The sequence below is a fragment of the Mesorhizobium sp. BE184 genome, from assembly GCF_031457045.1.
In the GTDB taxonomy this organism is placed as follows: Bacteria; Pseudomonadota; Alphaproteobacteria; order Rhizobiales; family Rhizobiaceae; genus Mesorhizobium.
This window is the reverse complement of sequence record NZ_JAVDVU010000002.1, coordinates 113,935-129,395: the sequence shown is the minus strand read 5'-3', so window position 1 is coordinate 129,395 and position 15,461 is coordinate 113,935. Positions and strand designations below refer to the sequence as shown.

15 protein-coding genes are annotated in these 15,461 nt (G+C 61.8%); 7 read left to right on the top strand and 8 right to left on the bottom strand.

Annotated features, from left to right (window positions below; translation table 11 throughout):
- Window positions 1-60: 60 nt before the first annotated feature.
- Both J2X35_RS08845 and J2X35_RS08840 read left to right on the top strand, forming a co-directional pair.
- Entirely contained in the window at window positions 61-1,536 is a 1,476-nt protein-coding gene (locus J2X35_RS08845; RefSeq protein ID WP_310184010.1) for an aldehyde dehydrogenase family protein, read from the top strand.
- A 24-nt stretch (window positions 1,537-1,560) separates the two neighbouring features.
- Window positions 1,561-2,307: an SDR family oxidoreductase gene (locus J2X35_RS08840; RefSeq protein ID WP_310184008.1), complete on the top strand. Its 747-nt coding sequence runs from the start codon at window positions 1,561-1,563 to the stop codon at window positions 2,305-2,307.
- Window positions 2,308-2,342: 35 nt separating this feature from the next.
- Here the strand turns inward: J2X35_RS08840 and J2X35_RS08835 are convergent, their stop codons facing one another.
- Window positions 2,343-2,921 carry a TetR/AcrR family transcriptional regulator gene (locus tag J2X35_RS08835; RefSeq protein WP_310184006.1) on the bottom strand — a complete coding sequence of 193 codons (579 nt, stop codon included), beginning with the start codon at window positions 2,919-2,921 and terminating at the stop codon, window positions 2,343-2,345.
- Window positions 2,922-2,968: 47 nt separating this feature from the next.
- Between J2X35_RS08835 and J2X35_RS08830 the strand changes: the two genes are divergently transcribed.
- Entirely contained in the window at window positions 2,969-3,502 is a 534-nt protein-coding gene (locus tag J2X35_RS08830; protein WP_310184004.1) for a dihydrofolate reductase family protein, read from the top strand.
- Between the two features lie 29 nt (window positions 3,503-3,531).
- Here J2X35_RS08830 and J2X35_RS08825 read toward each other — a convergent pair whose 3' ends face one another.
- The 4 genes from J2X35_RS08825 to J2X35_RS08810 all read right to left on the bottom strand — a co-directional run bounded on the left by J2X35_RS08825 (window position 3,532) and on the right by J2X35_RS08810 (window position 8,088).
- A complete protein-coding gene (locus tag J2X35_RS08825) occupies window positions 3,532-4,344 on the bottom strand; it encodes an SH3 domain-containing protein (protein ID WP_310184002.1) in 813 nt (270 codons plus the stop codon).
- 181 nt (window positions 4,345-4,525) lie between these two features.
- A complete protein-coding gene (locus tag J2X35_RS08820) occupies window positions 4,526-5,812 on the bottom strand; it encodes an FAD-binding oxidoreductase (RefSeq protein ID WP_310186070.1) in 1,287 nt (428 codons plus the stop codon).
- A 16-nt stretch (window positions 5,813-5,828) separates the two neighbouring features.
- Window positions 5,829-6,638, bottom strand: a complete 810-nt coding sequence (locus tag J2X35_RS08815) for an alpha/beta hydrolase (protein ID WP_056115004.1) — start codon at window positions 6,636-6,638, stop codon at window positions 5,829-5,831.
- Between the two features lie 28 nt (window positions 6,639-6,666).
- The gene (locus J2X35_RS08810; RefSeq protein WP_056115008.1) at window positions 6,667-8,088 is read right to left on the bottom strand and encodes a glutamine synthetase family protein; all 1,422 of its coding nucleotides are present in this window, start codon (window positions 8,086-8,088) and stop codon (window positions 6,667-6,669) included.
- Window positions 8,089-8,236: 148 nt separating this feature from the next.
- On the opposite strand from J2X35_RS08810, the gene J2X35_RS08805 reads away from it, so the two are divergent.
- Window positions 8,237-8,941: an HAD family hydrolase gene (locus tag J2X35_RS08805; protein WP_310183997.1), complete on the top strand. Its 705-nt coding sequence runs from the start codon at window positions 8,237-8,239 to the stop codon at window positions 8,939-8,941.
- A gap of 4 nt (window positions 8,942-8,945) precedes the next feature.
- Here the strand turns inward: J2X35_RS08805 and J2X35_RS08800 are convergent, their stop codons facing one another.
- The 3 genes from J2X35_RS08800 to aceA all read right to left on the bottom strand — a co-directional run bounded on the left by J2X35_RS08800 (window position 8,946) and on the right by aceA (window position 11,201).
- Window positions 8,946-9,326, bottom strand: a complete 381-nt coding sequence (locus J2X35_RS08800) for a response regulator (RefSeq protein ID WP_310183995.1) — start codon at window positions 9,324-9,326, stop codon at window positions 8,946-8,948.
- A gap of 291 nt (window positions 9,327-9,617) precedes the next feature.
- A complete protein-coding gene (locus tag J2X35_RS08795; RefSeq protein ID WP_056115015.1) occupies window positions 9,618-9,860 on the bottom strand; it encodes a hypothetical protein in 243 nt (80 codons plus the stop codon).
- 51 nt (window positions 9,861-9,911) lie between these two features.
- Window positions 9,912-11,201 (bottom strand): isocitrate lyase, encoded by a 1,290-nt coding sequence (gene aceA / locus J2X35_RS08790; protein WP_310183993.1) that lies wholly within the window; start codon window positions 11,199-11,201, stop codon window positions 9,912-9,914.
- 238 nt (window positions 11,202-11,439) lie between these two features.
- On the opposite strand from aceA, the gene J2X35_RS08785 reads away from it, so the two are divergent.
- From J2X35_RS08785 to J2X35_RS08775, 3 genes are all read left to right on the top strand, one after another.
- The gene (locus tag J2X35_RS08785; protein ID WP_310183991.1) at window positions 11,440-12,894 is read left to right on the top strand and encodes an XRE family transcriptional regulator; all 1,455 of its coding nucleotides are present in this window, start codon (window positions 11,440-11,442) and stop codon (window positions 12,892-12,894) included.
- A gap of 248 nt (window positions 12,895-13,142) precedes the next feature.
- Window positions 13,143-14,240, top strand: a complete 1,098-nt coding sequence (locus J2X35_RS08780; protein ID WP_310183989.1) for a polyamine ABC transporter substrate-binding protein — start codon at window positions 13,143-13,145, stop codon at window positions 14,238-14,240.
- A gap of 75 nt (window positions 14,241-14,315) precedes the next feature.
- Complete coding sequence (locus J2X35_RS08775; RefSeq protein ID WP_310183987.1) at window positions 14,316-15,455, top strand: ABC transporter ATP-binding protein; 1,140 nt, start codon at window positions 14,316-14,318, stop codon at window positions 15,453-15,455.
- Window positions 15,456-15,461 lie beyond the last annotated feature (6 nt).

Below are 15,461 nucleotides of genomic sequence, written 5' to 3'. Positions count from 1 at the left end.
AATGCTTGCGCCGGCAACACAGATGTCGGATGCAGGAAGCTAAAGGGAGCAGATACCGCGATGGACGTGCATCTTTCGACGACGGTCGCCGAAGGCGTTGCTTTCCGGCAGTTGATCGGCGGCAAGGCCGTCGATGCTGGGTCCGGCGCGCGCATCGACGTTGTTTCGCCGTCGACCGGCCAGGTCTTCGCCTCGATACCGGCGTCGGATGCCGCCGATGTCGACAACGCGGTCAAAGCCGCACGCACGGCATTCGACAGCGGGCCATGGCCGAAAATGCCGGCGGTCGAACGTGGACGTCTGCTCACCCGCCTCTGCCAACTGGTGGAAAAGAACGGCAGCGAACTGGCGGCGCTCGAATCGCGCGACACCGGCAAGCCGCTCCGGCAGGGGCGGGCGGATGTCGTCGCCACGATGCGCTACTACGAATTCTACGGCGCCGCCGCCGACAAGATCCACGGCACCACCATTCCGTTCCTCGACGGCTACACCGCGCTGACGTTGCGCGAGCCACATGGCGTCGTCGCCGGCATCATCCCGTGGAACTACCCGCTGCAGATTCTCGCCCGCGTGGCCGGCGCGGCGCTGGCTATGGGCAACACGCTGGTGGTGAAGCCCGCCGAGGACGCTTCGCTGACCACGATCCGCATGGCGGAACTGGCGCTGGAAGCAGGATTTCCGGAAGGCGTCTTCAACGTCATCACCGGCTATGGACGCGACGCGGGCGCGGCGCTGTCCGCCCATCCGTTGGTCGACTATGTCACCTTCACGGGTTCCACCGGCACCGGCACGGCCATCCAGCAGGCCGCGGCGCAGAACAATCGCGGCGTTACTATGGAGCTCGGCGGAAAATCACCGCAGATCGTCTTTGCCGATGCCGATATCGAGAAGGCCGCGCCGGTTCTGGTCAACGCCGTCATTCAAAATGGTGGGCAGACCTGCTCGGCAGGCAGCCGCATTCTCATCGAGCGCCGCATATATGACGATCTCGCCGCGATGCTGGCGACGCGCTTTTCGGCACTGGTGGCAGGGCCGCACGATGCCGACCTCGATCTCGGCGCGCTCATCAACAGCAAGCAGCAGGCGCGTGTCACAGCCATGGTTTCCCAGGCCGAAGCAGCTGGCGCGCAGATCCTGGCTCGGGGCACGGTTCACAAGGATGCGCCCTCCGGCGGATTTTATTTCGCGCCCGCCTTGTTCGGCGGCGTCGATCCTGCCTCCGCATTGGCGCAGGAGGAGGTGTTCGGCCCCGTCCTGGCGCTGTTTCCCTTCGACGGTGAGGAGGAAGCGATCCGCCTCGCCAACGGCACCGACTACGGACTCGTGGCCGGCATCTGGACGAAGGACGGCGGCCGCCAGCATCGCGTCGCCAAACGCGTGCGGGCCGGGCAGGTGTTCGTCAACGCTTATGGCGCGGGCGGCGGCATCGAACTGCCGTTCGGCGGCTTCAAGCGGTCCGGACATGGCCGCGAGAAGGGCTTCGAAGCGCTCTACGACATGTCCGCCACCAAGACGGTGGTATTCCATCATGAGTGAAGTCAAACAAGCGGCGAGGATCGGATGCGTCTGAAGGACAAGGTTGCAGTCATAACCGGAGCGGCATCGGGTTTTGGCGAAGGTATGGCCCGGCGTTTCGCCGAGGAGGGCGCCAGGGTTGTGATCGCCGACCTCAACGGCAAGGCCGCGGAGCGCGTGGCCGGTGATATCGGCAAAGCCGCCATCTGGACGCAGACCGACGTTTCCCAGCGCGCCGAGTTCGACGAGATGATCGCCGCGACGCTGGATGCGTTCGGCCGCGTCGACATCATGGTCAACAATGCCGGCTACACCCACCGCAACGGTGATCTGCTTGAGGTCGATGAGGCGACGTTTGATCTGGTCACCGCCGTCAACATGAAGGCAATCTACCACTCGACGCTGTGCGTGGTGCCGCTGATGGAAAAGCAGGGTGGCGGCGTCATCCTCACCACGGCATCGACGGCAGGCCTCAGGCCGCGGCCAGGACTGACCTGGTACAACGCCTCCAAGGGCTGGGCGATCACCGCGACGAAGTCTATGGCGGTGGAACTCGCGCCGAAGAAAATCCGCGTCAACTGCCTGTGTCCGGTGGCGGGTGAGACCGCGATGCTTGAAAAATTCCTCGGCGCCGACACACCGGAAATTCGGGCGAAATTCCGTGCCTCGATTCCGCTCGGCCGGCTGTCAACGCCACTCGACATCGCCAACGCGGCCCTCTGGCTTGCATCCGACGAAGCAGCGTTCATCACCGGGGTCGCGCTGGAAGTGGACGGTGGCCGCTGCATTTAGGTTTTTGGCGGCTTTGTCGATTTCAGCTGGGGTTTTCAACGGGGCGCGTTGCGGTTCTTCGCCAGCGCGCTTCCGCACCAGTCTTCCAGCGCTTGGCGGATCGCTACATCGGGCGCGCCATTTCGCGTAAACGCCCACCACGTCTGGGCGCCAAGCCAGACGCTTGCCATCTGCCAGCCCAGGCGCTCGCCTTCCGGAGCGGCGTCGAGGCGTCTTCCCAGGATGTTGGCGAGACGCGTTCCCCAGTCAGCCCCTCTCGCGCGCAGGACTGGATTGCGGATGTCTTCGCGCAGCAGAAGCAGGCCGTCGGTCGCGTTTTTCTCGGCGGCCTCAGGCGGCATCAGGCGGAGCAGGATACGGATCGCGCCGTCCGGTGTCAGCGGTTCTTCCGCGTCCGCGGCCGCGGTTTCGGCATCCAGCCGATCCCATGCGCGCAACAGCGCCGCCTCAAGCAGAGCATCCCGATTACCGTAGCGTTGCACCAGCGTTGCTGGCGAAAGCCGGGCAGCTTGTCCCGCGCGGGCGAAGGTCAATCCCGCCGGGCCGGTTTCGGCAATCAGGTCCAGTACAGAATCCAGCGCTGAATCGTCGGAAATGCTCTTGGTTCGTCCCATGGTTTAATATAAATGAATATTCGTTTATATTGCAAGCAGCATGATCAGTGGCCAAAATCCTGGGGTATATCGCCGTCAGCCTGGATGGCTTCATTGCGACGAAAGATGACAGTCTGGATTGGCTGTTCAAGTACGATGACATGGATCTCGGCGAGCACGACTATCGCCTGTTCCTGCAAGGCATCCGTACCGTCGTGATGGGGCGCGGAACCTATGATTTCATCGCGCGCGAACCTGCGCCCTGGGCCTATGGTGACAAGCGGGTTCTGGTCGTCACCTCGCAGCCCATCAGCGACCCGAAAGGTCCAATGGAGGTTAGGACGGATGTCGACGCACTGATAGCCGAGTTGCGGACGCTGGACGATGGCGATGTCTGGATGCTCGGCGGCGGGCGGTTGCAGATGGCTTTCCTGGAACGCGGCGCGCTCGATGAAATTGAAATCTACGTCATCCCCGAAATGCTTGGGGGCGGAAGGCCGCTCTTTCCGGCAACCGGCTTTACGGCCAGCCCCACGCTGGTCAGCGCGCAATCGATGCCGAAAGGGTGTGTCCGGCTGCACTATCGTTTCGGTGCAGCCTAGCGAATTGGAAGGTAGGGATTGCGCCGCTCTTATCCGCCGGTGCGCACGAAGCTCTTGTAGATCCAGCCGCGCTTGCCCTTGTAGATCACCTGGCACCACTGGTTGCAGGAAAGCACCTCGACGGAGGTTTTCGCCGGGATCGTGCCGATAGCGGAAGCGCCTTTCTTGGGACCGCTGCGCATGGTCACGCCGCGCAATATCTGTCCGCTCTTGCCGTCTGTTTCCGCCTCTGCCTTCTCGGTATTCGCTTGCTTGGCAGGCGTCTTTGGCCTCGGCGTCGGTATGGCTGCTGTTTCGGCCCCGTCCGGATGGGCCAGCTTCTCCGCCGCCTGGCCGGCGTCACCCTTGTCGGACGAATTCGCGTAGGCGAGTTCCTGGTCGGTGTCGCCCTGTTCCGGTTCTGCGTCGCGCGCTGTCGCGACGACGGCGCTTTTGGCCTCCTCGTCGATGGGACGCGGGGCTTTGACGCCGGAAGCAGCCACAACGGGTTTTGCGACTTCGGCCGATGCGGTCTTGCTGAGGGTAGAAGGAGGCGTTTTCGCAGGTATTGCGGCGACATCGGCCGCTTGTGGCTTGCCCGCCACGATGGCGGGCTTTGCAACTGAAGCGAGTTCAGTGGTTTGCGCCGGCTTGGGATCGGCAAAGGCCTGCCGTTCGCCGCTTGGCATGGCAAACCAAAGTGCACCGCCGGCAACACCGAGCAGCGCCACGGTGCCGACACCCGCGATGATCAGATGCGACTGCGACTTGATGTCGTGCCAGAGCGAAGGCCGCGCGGCATAGCCGTACTGCATCGACAAACGCTGCTGTTTTGGCGAGCCGAAACGGAAAGGCCCCTTCACTTCAGCCACCTCTCAAAAAGGGCCGATGTTCTTCATGCTTAAGGACAAGGTCCTTGAATGTGCATCGGTCCCACAAGCGGGCAATACGCGAAACGTGTCGCTTTGTATTGCACCCCCGCAACAATTTAAATGATAAATTGTGGCATCTCTGCGCTCTTGGTCGCGAAATCAACATCGAAAACTAGATTCGGTCGCGAAGTGCGTACCAGTTGAGCGCCAGGAAGAGCAGCGGGGCGCGAAGGCGGCGGCCGCCGGGGAAGGCAGGAATCTTCAAATCTTCGATGAGTTTGAGCCGGTCGCGGTTGCCTGAAACGGTTTCTGCGTAGAGCTTGCCGACGAAGTTCGACAGCATGACGCCGTGGCCGGAATAGCCGCCGGCCGAAATGACATTCGGCATCACCTCGCGCACGAAAGGCTTGCGCGGCAGCGTTATGCCGACATAGCCGCCCCAGCCATGGGTGATCTCGATATCTTTCAGCGCCGGATAGAGCTCGCCGATCTGTCGGCGGATATGGATGTGGATATCTCTGGGATCGTTGACGCCGTAGATCTCGCGCCCGCCGAACAGCAGCCGGCCGTCCTTCGATTTGCGGAAATAGCGCACCACGAAGCGGGAATCGTCGACCGCCTCGCCGCCGGGCAGCACGGTTGACTCAGAGCCAAGCGGCACGGTCGCGCCGATGAACGAGCCGATCGGCATGATATGCGCTGCGCTCACCGGCTCGAGATCGCCGCCATAGGCGTTGACCGCAATCAGGCATTTGTCTGCCTTCACCGTGCCTTTCGGCGTCGTCACCCGCACTTTGCCGCCAGCGGAGATGATGCCCGTCGATGGGGTATTCTCGAACAACTGTGCGCCGGCTTGTGCGGCGACCCGCGCCGTGCCGATCACCAGCTTGAGCGGATGGATGTGGCCGGTGCCGGTGTCGCGCGTACCGCCGAAATAGCGGTTGGAGCCAAGCCGCTCGGCCGTTTCGGCAGCGTCCATGAAGGCGACATGCGAGTAATTGAAGCGCTCCGCCATGATCTCGGCATGCGCCTTGTAATCATCGACATAACGCCGCTTGTGCGCGACCGAGAGCTGTCCCGGTATATAATCGATGTCGATGCCGTTGGAGCCGACAAATTCCAGCAGGTGCGTCTTGGCCTCTTCGGCAAGGTCGAACAGCGCCCTGGCGCGGGCCAGGCCATAATCGGCTTCGAGTTCCTCCGCCCAGGCGCGCTGGCCGGTGCCAAGCTGTCCGCCATTGCGGCCGGACGCGCCGTCGCCGAAACGGTGCGCATCGATGAGCACGACGTCGGTGCCCATCCTGGCCAGATGCGCCGCAGCCGAAAGTCCGGTGTAGCCGCCGCCGACGATGACGACGTCAGCTGTCTTGTCGCCATCAAGCGCCGCATAGACCGGACGCTCGCCGATACTGTCCTCGTACCAGGAATGACCGGGGGAGATAGGGGATTGATAGGCAATCATAGGATGCTGTGGCTTATGCTCCCAGCCCCTTCGCCTTTAGCCAGGCCAGAGAATCTTCAGCCAGTTGCGGCCAACCGCTATCGCAGATCAGGGAATGGCCGCGATCATCATAGCGCTTGTATTCGGTCGAAGCTGACGAGTTTCGATACTGCTTGAACGTCGAACGGGTCAAAACATCCGGAACGGTGTGGTCCAGCTTGCCGGACATCAGTAGCAGCGGACCGCGCTTTGCATTGGCCGTGTCGACCTTTGCCGGCGAGTTTGGAATGAAATTCCCGAGCGCCAATTGGAATAGCGGCCTGGCTGGGCTCGGTATCGTCCACTTGCTATACATCTCGTCGCATTCTTGCTGCGACACCGCATTGGCGAAGCCAAAGCGGAACTGGGCGGGGTTCAGCGACACCGCCCGCTTCGTGTTCGCAGGGTTGCTCAGAAACGCGATGGTGGAGCGGGCCTGCGCTGGGGCAATGGCGAACACGCCTTTGATCTGCCCCGGACAAATGGCGATGGCGGCACGACCCAGATCCTGACCGAGCAGATGCTGGACAATGAATCCGCCGACCGAATGCCCGATCAGGATCGGCTTGCTCGGGAGCTTGCGGATAATGTCGGCATGATGTGTGGAAATCTCCATCAATCCTACACCGGCCTGCTGGTCCGGATGTTTGCGCGCCTCGGCAACGCTGTTGGGGACACCCGGCCATTCTGGCAGTATCGGCTCGTAGCCGGCTTCCCTGAACCGTTCGGCCCAGCCTTCCCAGCTGGAGGAGTGCAGCCACAATCCATGCACGAACATGACCGGTGTGCGTTCAGCTTTTGCCATGTCTATTGTCTCCGATCGACGTTGACTTTTAAACGTTCAGCAGCAGATATTCCCGTTCCCACGGACTGATAACCTCCATGAACGTCTCGAACTCGGCCCGCTTGATGGCGGCGTAGGTCGAGGCGAAGGTGGCGCCCAGCATAGCTTTCAGGTCCTCATCCGCTTCCAGCAGGTCGACTGCCTCCAGAAGTCCGCGCGGCAGGTCGATTTCAGCTTCGTTCGCCGTGGTCAGGACCGGAGGCTCCGCCTTCGTCTTGCCGATCAGGCCGATGAGGCCGCATGCCAGCGATGCCGCCAGAGCGAGATAGGGGTTGGCGTCCGACGAGGGGATGCGGTTTTCCACACGCCGTGCCGATGGATCGGAACGCGGAACGCGGAAGGCCGTGGTGCGGTTGTCGTAGCCCCACTTGTTGTTGACCGGCGCCGAAGCGGCCTGGGTCAGACGGCGATATGAGTTCACGTAGGGCGCGAACATCGCCATGGCGTTCGGCACGTGCTTTTGCATGCCGCCGATGAAATGGAAGAAATCGTCGCTTTCAGAACCATCCTCTTTCGAAAAGATGTTCCTGCCGGTTTTCTTGTCGATGATGGACTGATGGATGTGCATGGCCGATCCCGGCTGCCCTTGGATCGGCTTGGCCATGAAGGTGGCGTATATCTCATGCTTCAGCGCCGCTTCGCGGATCGTACGCTTGAACAGGAAGACCTGGTCGGCCAGTTCGACGGGATCGCCGTGGCGCAGGTTGATTTCCAACTGGCCCGCGCCTTCCTCATGGATCAGCGTGTCGATCTCCAGCCCCTGGCTCTCCGAGAAATGATAGATGTCGTCGATCAGTTCATCGAACTCGTTGACGCCGGCGATCGAATAGCCCGCGCCTCCGCCGATGGCGCGGCCGGAGCGCCCCACCGGCGGGGTCAAAGGGTAGTCGGGATCCGGATTCTTCCGCACCAGGTAGAACTCGATCTCCGGCGCCACGACAGGTCTCAGACCGCGCTCGTCGTAGGCCGCTATCACCCGCTTCAGGACGTTGCGAGGCGTGAATTCGACGGCGCGGCCATCCTGATGCACGAGATCGCAGATCACCTGCGCGGTCGGATCGTCTTCCCAGGGAACCTCCGAAAGCGTCGACAGGTCCGGCACCAGCTTCAGGTCGCCGTCGTCTTCCGGGTATTGGAAGCCGTTGCCGTTCTCCGGATAGTCGCCGGAAATCGTCATCATGAACGGCGCCGATGGCAGCGCCAGCGACGTGTTGGAGGTGAATTTCTTGGATGGCATCATCTTGCCGCGGGCCACGCCGGCCTGATCGGGCGTGATGCATTCGATGTCTTCGATACCGCGCCATTCCAGCCAGGCGCTGGCCTCTTTCCAATTCCTCACGCCCCTGTGGTTTTTCACGAAAGCGGGCGTACGGGCTCGCTTCGGGCGGGCTTCCTTCTTTACAGGCGGCATCAATCACCAGACAGGTTGCGGATTTTGAAGTATAGCCGCGCCATCCGGCAGAAGGGAAGCTGGCGAGGCGATTTACGTCGGCGAGCGCTTCATTCCCGCGACAAAAAGCATTAGGTCATGATCTGGAAAGACTGGGCTTCGGAATTCGATGAAATCTGGGAATCTGACCACAATCGGCTTCGATGCCGACGACACGCTCTGGCAGAACGAGCAGTTCTTCCAATTCACTGAGAAGCGCCTGACGGAACTGCTTGCCGACTATGCCGGCGAAGAGCATGTTTCGCACCGCCTGCTCGAGGCCGAGAAGCGTAACATCGGTGTCTACGGCTTCGGCATCAAGGGTTTTACCCTGTCGATGATCGAAACCGCCATCGAAGTGACGGAAGGCCGGATCACTGCCGCCGGCATCGCCGAGATTCTGGCTGCCGGGCGCGAAATGCTGGCGCATCCGATCGAGATACTGCCGCACGCGCGCGAGGCGCTGGAGGCGCTGGCCGGAACGTATCGGCTCGTGCTCGTGACCAAGGGCGACCTGTTCGACCAGGAGCGCAAGCTGGCGCAATCGGGACTGGGCGAGTTGTTCGAGGCTGTGGAGATCGTCAGCGCCAAGACGCCGGAGACCTATTCGCGCGTCTTCGCCCGTCACGGCGACGGTCCGCGGAAAAGCATGATGGTTGGCAATTCGGTCAAATCGGACATCATACCGGCCATCGAGGCCGGAAGCTGGGCCATACATGTCCCGCACGATCTGACTTGGGTTCTGGAACAGGTCGAGCCGCCGCTGGATGCGCCACGGTTCAGGCAGATTCCCGACCTTGGTCAACTTCCGGAGATTGTCCGGGAGATTGGGTAAGCAGCTACCGGTGCTGGCCGGCAAGCCGGCTGAGCACCGGCTGAAGCAGTTCGGGCGTGATCGGCTTGGCGACGACCGCGTCGATCACGCCGGAGACTTCCATGTCGCCGTCGGCTCCGGTCTTGGTCGAAAGCAGGATGACCGAGGGCTTGTTGCCGGACGCGCGACGCATCGCCTCGAGGTCCGAGAGAAGCGCGTCGCAATCCCTGTTGTCTGCACCCCCGTCGAGCACCACGGCGCAAGGCACAAGGGTCTTGAGGGTCTTGGAGGCCATTTCGGGCGTTTCCGATATTGGCCTCATGCCGGACCGTTCGACGATCTTCGAGACGACGACGAGATTGATCCGCGATCTGCCGACGACGAGAACCCTGGAAAAATCAGCCATCATCCCCCCGCCTCACCCCCGCATTCTTTGCTAGTCGTCTTTGTTGGCTGTCAAGAACAGCATTGTCAGACTAACTTTCAATGTCAGGTTGAGATTTGCGAACAGATGGTTGAGATCATTGGTGATGTCAAGTGCAGCTCGGAACCGCCTGCGAAGGGTGCATAAAAATAGGCGGGGCCATCCGGTCACATTTTTTCGAACGAGAGCTTTTGACGAAAGAAACAAACATATCACCTGAATTGGTGGGCAATTGTCTCAGGTGATATGTTTTAAAAATCAAAGGACAGGAGGTCAGCCGACGGTCTGCTGGGTGACGATCACCGGAATCAGGAGATCGCCCCAATTGCCGTCGCCGCCATGATGCCGCGCGGAGCGAACCAGTTCGACGGACACGCCCGCCTCCACCGCATTCATCACCGACTGGTTCAGCCTGTGCAGATCGTTGGCGAGCATGCGGATCGTCGCCTGCTGGTTGCTGCTCATCGCCGATGATTGCTCCTCGGTGCGTTCCTTGACCCGGCTTATCGATGCCATTTTTCTTCTCCTTGGTTGTCGAAGCCCTCTCGGGCGTTTCCTCTGGGGTTGTTATTCGGCCGCCGCCCTGAACTGGGCGTGCTCGGTCGATTCATGCATGGCGGTCGTCGAAGACTGGCCGCCGGTAATCGCCATCGATACCGCGTCGAAATAACCGGTGCCGACCTCGCGCTGGTGCTTGGTCGCGGTGTAGCCATTGACTTCCGCTGCGAATTCCGCCTCCTGCAACTCCGAGTAGGCAGCCATCTGCCGGTCCTTGTAGCCGCGCGCCAGCTCGAACATGCCGAAGTTGAGCTGATGGAAGCCGGCCAATGTGATGAACTGGAACTTGTAGCCCATGGCGCCGAGCTCGCGCTGGAACCTGGCGATGGTCGCGTCGTCGAGGTTTTTCTTCCAGTTGAACGAAGGCGAGCAATTGTAGGCGAGCTTCTTGCCCGGATGCGCCCTGTGTACCGCCTCGGCGAACTTCCGCGCCTGGTCGAGGTCCGGCTTGCCGGTCTCCATCCAGATCAGGTCGCAATAGGACGCATAGGCGATGGCGCGGGCGATGCACGGCTCGATGCCGTTCCGCACCTGATAGAAACCCTCCACCGTGCGCCCGGCGTCCTGGTCGACAAAGGGCCGATCGCGCTCGTCGATGTCGGACGTCAGAAGCTTGGCGGCCTCGGCGTCGGTGCGCGCCACGATCATCGTCGGCGTCCCCATCACGTCGGCGGCCAGCCGCGCGGCGTTCAAATTGCGGATATGCGCCGCCGTCGGGATCAGCACCTTGCCGCCGAGATGGCCGCACTTCTTCTCCGAGGCCAGCTGATCCTCGAAATGGACGCCGGCCGCGCCTGCTTCGATGAACGCCTTCATGATCTCGAAGGCGTTGAGCGGTCCGCCGAAACCGGCTTCCGCATCAGCCACGATCGGCGCGAACCAGGTATCGACTGACAGGCCCTTTCCTTCCGAAACCTCGATCTGGTCGGCGCGCTGCAGCGTGCGGTTGATGCGCTTGACCAGCTCCGGCGCGGCGTTGACGGGATAGAGCGACTGGTCGGGATACATGGCCGAAGCGGTGTTGGCGTCGGCGGCGACCTGCCAGCCGGACAGGTAGATCGCTTTCAGCCCGGCGCGCACCTGCTGCATGGCTTGGTTGCCGGACATGGCGCCCAGCGCGTTGACGAAATCCTCCTCGTTGATCAGCTTCCACAACCGGTTGGCGCCGTTCTCGGCCAGCGTGTGGCGGATCTGGACCGACCCGCGCAGCCGCCTGACGTCTTCCGCGGAGTAGGGCCGTTCAATGCCTTCGAAGCGGCCTTCGGGCGCGGAAGGAACGAGGTTGTAAAAATCGGTCATAAGTTTCTCCGATCGAACTGTTCAAAGGCAAAGCGAGTGTGCTGCCTCGGTGGAATGTTGTGACTTGATTGACATTCAAGCGACAAAAAGGCCAGAAGAACCGTGATATGGCCGAGAAAATTAGAGAAAACCTGTATTGTGCTTTACTGAACGGCGTTGTAAATCTGTCACAATTGTAAAATTCATGTTGTTGATTCAGTGTTGATGCGGTCTGTAAATACCTGTCAAAGGCACGGATATGGCTGAACAGAAAATCTTTGCCGGACCGCGTATCCGCCGCATCCGCAACGCCAAGGGCCTGACCCAGACTGCGATGGCGGAGGGGCTGGGCATCTCGCCCTCCTATCTGAACCTGATCGAGCGCAACCAGAGGCCCATCACGGTCCAGCTCATCCTCAAGCTGGCGTCGGTCTACAAGGTCGAGCCGGAGGAATTGCAGGGAGAGGCGCGGGGCTCCATCGCGGCGTTGCGCGAGGTCTTCGCCGACCCGCTGCTGGCAGGCGAACTGCCGGGCGATCAGGAACTCATCGAGATCGCCGAAGGCGCGCCGAACGCTTCCGCCGCGGTGATAAAGCTGTTCCGCGCCTATCGCGAGCAAGCCGAGCGCCTGTCCGATCTGAACGAACTGCTGGCGCGCGAGGGTAGAGGCACAGCCATCTCGAGCGCACGGTTGCCGCTCGATGAAGTGCAGGAGGTTTTCGAGCGCGGTTCAAATCATTTTGCGGCAATCGAGGCCGAGGCTGAGGCATTTTCCGCTCTGCTCGATCCGGGCGACGATCTGATGGCGGCGCTGGCCTCATGGCTCAGGCGCGAGCACGGCATCGTCGTCAAGGTGCTGCCTGTCGCCACAATGCCAAACTGGCGTCGTCGTTATGACCGGCATTCGCAGCGCCTGTTCATCTCGGAGCGCCTCTCGCCGTTCGACCGGCTGCGTGAAATCGCGATGGAAGCCTGCCTCATCCGCATGGACGTCGTGGTCGCGGCGGAAATCCAGATGATGAAGTTCGCCAGCGCGGAAGCGCGGCGGCTGGCCCGTTTCGAGCTCGGTCGCTACGCTGCGCACGCGCTGATGATGCCTTATCAGCCGTTCCAGCAGGCTGCGCTGCGCAGCCGCTGCGACATCGATGTCCTGCGCTCCCGTTTCGGCGTGTCTTTCGAGCAGGCGGCCAATCGCCTGACCACGCTGCAGCGTTCTGGTTCGGCGGGGGTGCCGTTCTTCATGCTGGAGGTCGACAATGCCGGCAACCGTTTCCGCCGCGCTGGCGCGCAGGGCTTTCCACACAGCCGCTTCGGCGGCGGCTGTCCGAAGCTGCCGGTCCACGCAGCCTTCACCCAGCCAGGCCAGATATTTGTCGAAGCCGTCGAGATGCCGGACGGCGCCCGCTTTCTCTGCATCGCGCGCACCCTCGAAGGTCCACAGGGCGCGTTCAACGAACGGCCGCGCCGCACCGCGATCCTGCTCGGCTGTGACCTCAGCTTCCGCAATGACGTCGTATATGGCGGGGCGCTTTCCGCCCTGTCGTCAGGGGCGGCTTCGAACCGTGACCAGCATGCCATGGAGGCCACGCCGATCGGCCCTGCCTGTCGCCTGTGCGAACGCACCGGCTGCCTGTCGCGCGCCGCGCCGCCGGTGACGCGGCCGCTCGGTCTCGACGAGATGGTGAGTGGGCTTAGCGCCTTCGATTTTCAGTGAATTGCTCCGTCGCGTCGGCGAGCCGTCCCCCCTCCCGCTCGCTCCGAGGTTTGTCATTGACAATGGCGCGGCGCGGCGGGCAGTCTCCAATCTCGGCAACAACCAGACAGGCGTATCTTGCCAAGTTTCTGCGTAGGTCCGTTCGCGCTCGGATCATCACGTCCTGAACCCGGCTGTGCCGGTGCGAGGGCGTGTGCATGCGGGGTTCGCGTCGCGAGAAGACGCCTCAATCTCAAAAGGAGAATTCCATGATCCGCAAAGCGCTTTGGCTTTCCGCGGCCGCCGTCGCAGTTCTGGTCACGTTTGGCGCACAGGCCCAGGAACGCGTGGTCAATGTCTTCAACTGGTCGGACTATATAGACTCTTCGATCGTTGACGATTTCACCAAGGAAACCGGCATCAAGGTTGTCTACGACGTCTACGACTCCAACGAGATTCTTGAAACCAAGCTGCTGGCCGGCGGCAGCGGTTATGACGTGGTGGTGCCCACCGCAACGCCGTTCCTGGCGCGGCAGATCGAGGCCGGCGTCTACCAGAAGCTGGACAAGTCCAAGCTGCCGAACCTCACCAACATGTGGCACGCGGTGTCCGAGCGCGTCGCAAAGTTCGATCCCGGCAACGAATATTCCGTCAACTACATGTGGGGCACCACAGGCATTGGCTATAACACCAAGAAGATCAAGGAAGCGCTGGGCGTCGACGCGATCGACAGCTGGGATTCCGTCTTCAAGCCCGAGAATATCGCCAAGCTGGCTGGCTGCGGCGTCTATTTCCTCGACTCGCCGACCGACATCATTCCGACGGCGTTGAATTATCTCGGCCTCGTTCCGGACTCGACCTCGCCGGACGATATCGCCAAGGCCGAGGAACTGCTGCTCAGCATCCGTCCTTCCATCCGCAAGTTCCATTCCTCGGAAATGATCAACGCGCTGGCCAATGGCGACATTTGCCTGGCCGTCGGCTTCTCGGGCGACCTGTTCCAGGCCCGCGACCGCGCCGCCGAGGCGGATCAGGGCGTAGACATCGCCTATGTGATCCCGAAGGAGGGCGCCGAAATGTGGTTCGACCAGATGGCCATTCCCGCCGACGCCAAGCATGTCGAGGAGGCGCACGCCTTCATCAACTACATGATGAAGCCGGAAGTCATCGCCAAGTCCTCGAACTATGTCTTCTACGCCAACGGCAACAAGGCCTCGCAGCCTTTCATCGACAAGGAAGTGCTGGACGACAAGGCGATCTACCCGGACGAGGCGACCATGGCCAAGCTGTTCACCGTCAAGCCCTACGATCCGAAATCGCAGCGGTTGATCACCCGGTCGTGGACGAAAATCGTTACGGGCCAATAAGCGATCAGATTCGAACCCCGGCAGTCCATCGTCGGGGTTCGTCCTTTGACGGAGCAAGGCAGGACGGAGTGGGACATGAAATCGCTTGGCAGCATCCGCCGGAAATTCGCCCCGTGGAACGATCCTGACGCCAAGCCTTATATCGTCTTCGAAAACGTCACCAAGAAGTTTGGCGATTTCATCGCCGTCAACGATCTTTCGCTGGCTATTTTCGAGCGCGAGTTCTTCGCGCTGCTCGGCGCTTCGGGCTGCGGCAAGTCGACCCTGTTGCGGATGCTGGCCGGTTTCGAAGAGCCGACCTCAGGGCGCATCCTGCTCGATGGGCAGGATCTGCGCGGCATCCCGCCCTATCGGCGGCCCGTCAACATGATGTTCCAGTCCTATGCGCTGTTCCCGCATATGACGGTGGAAAAGAACATTGCCTTCGGCCTGAAGCAGGAAGGGATGCCTGCCGTGGAAATCGACAAGCGCGTCGCCGAGATGCTCAGGCTGGTCAAGCTCGAGCAATTCGCCAAGCGCAAGCCGCACCAGCTTTCCGGCGGCCAGCGCCAGCGTGTGGCGCTGGCGCGCTCGGTGGCGAAACGGCCGAAGGTGCTGCTGCTCGACGAGCCGCTGGGCGCGCTCGACAAGAAGCTGCGCGAGGAAACCCAGTTCGAACTGATGGATTTGCAACAGGAATTGGGTCTGACCTTTGTCGTGGTCACTCACGATCAGGAAGAGGCGATGACCATGGCCGACCGCATCGCCATCATGGACAAGGGGCAGGTCATGCAGGTGGCGACGCCGGCCGAGGTCTACGAGGCGCCGGCATCGCGCTTCGTCGCCAACTTCGTCGGCAATGTGAACATGTTCGAGGGCACGGTGGCGGATCGCACGCAAGACACGGCGCGCATCACCGGCGCCAGCGGCGCGCAAATTCTGGTTGAGAATGCTGCCGATGCCGTTGCCGGCGCAGACGTCGCCTTCGCCATCAGGCCGGAGAAGATCAGGGTGTCGTCGAAGAAGCCGGCCGATGCCGTCAATGCGCTGGAGGGCGAGGTCTACGACATCGCCTATCTCGGCGACATGACCGTCTACCATGTGCGGCTGGACGACGGGCAGATGGTGCGGGCCTCCATGCTGAACGCGACGCGCGAAATCGACGATCCGCTGACCTGGGACGACCGCGCCTGGATCTCGTTCCGGCCGAATGCCGGTATTGTGCTGACGCGGTAGGAGGCG

Bases quoted from the DNA above. Each gene is read 5' to 3' on its own strand.
- J2X35_RS08845 (WP_310184010.1), top strand. From the start codon at position 61: ATGGACGTGCATCTTTCGACGACGGTCGCCGAAGGCGTTGCTTTCCGG.
- J2X35_RS08840 (WP_310184008.1), top strand. From the start codon at position 1,561: ATGCGTCTGAAGGACAAGGTTGCAGTCATAACCGGAGCGGCATCGGGT.
- J2X35_RS08835 (WP_310184006.1), bottom strand. From the start codon at position 2,921: ATGGGACGAACCAAGAGCATTTCCGACGATTCAGCGCTGGATTCTGTA.
- J2X35_RS08815 (WP_056115004.1), bottom strand. From the start codon at position 6,638: ATGGCAAAAGCTGAACGCACACCGGTCATGTTCGTGCATGGATTGTGG.
- J2X35_RS08810 (WP_056115008.1), bottom strand. From the start codon at position 8,088: ATGCCGCCTGTAAAGAAGGAAGCCCGCCCGAAGCGAGCCCGTACGCCC.
- J2X35_RS08805 (WP_310183997.1), top strand. From the start codon at position 8,237: ATGAAATCTGGGAATCTGACCACAATCGGCTTCGATGCCGACGACACG.
- J2X35_RS08800 (WP_310183995.1), bottom strand. From the start codon at position 9,326: ATGGCTGATTTTTCCAGGGTTCTCGTCGTCGGCAGATCGCGGATCAAT.
- J2X35_RS08795 (WP_056115015.1), bottom strand. From the start codon at position 9,860: ATGGCATCGATAAGCCGGGTCAAGGAACGCACCGAGGAGCAATCATCG.
- aceA (WP_310183993.1), bottom strand. From the start codon at position 11,201: ATGACCGATTTTTACAACCTCGTTCCTTCCGCGCCCGAAGGCCGCTTC.
- J2X35_RS08785 (WP_310183991.1), top strand. From the start codon at position 11,440: ATGGCTGAACAGAAAATCTTTGCCGGACCGCGTATCCGCCGCATCCGC.
- J2X35_RS08780 (WP_310183989.1), top strand. From the start codon at position 13,143: ATGATCCGCAAAGCGCTTTGGCTTTCCGCGGCCGCCGTCGCAGTTCTG.
- J2X35_RS08775 (WP_310183987.1), top strand. From the start codon at position 14,316: ATGAAATCGCTTGGCAGCATCCGCCGGAAATTCGCCCCGTGGAACGAT.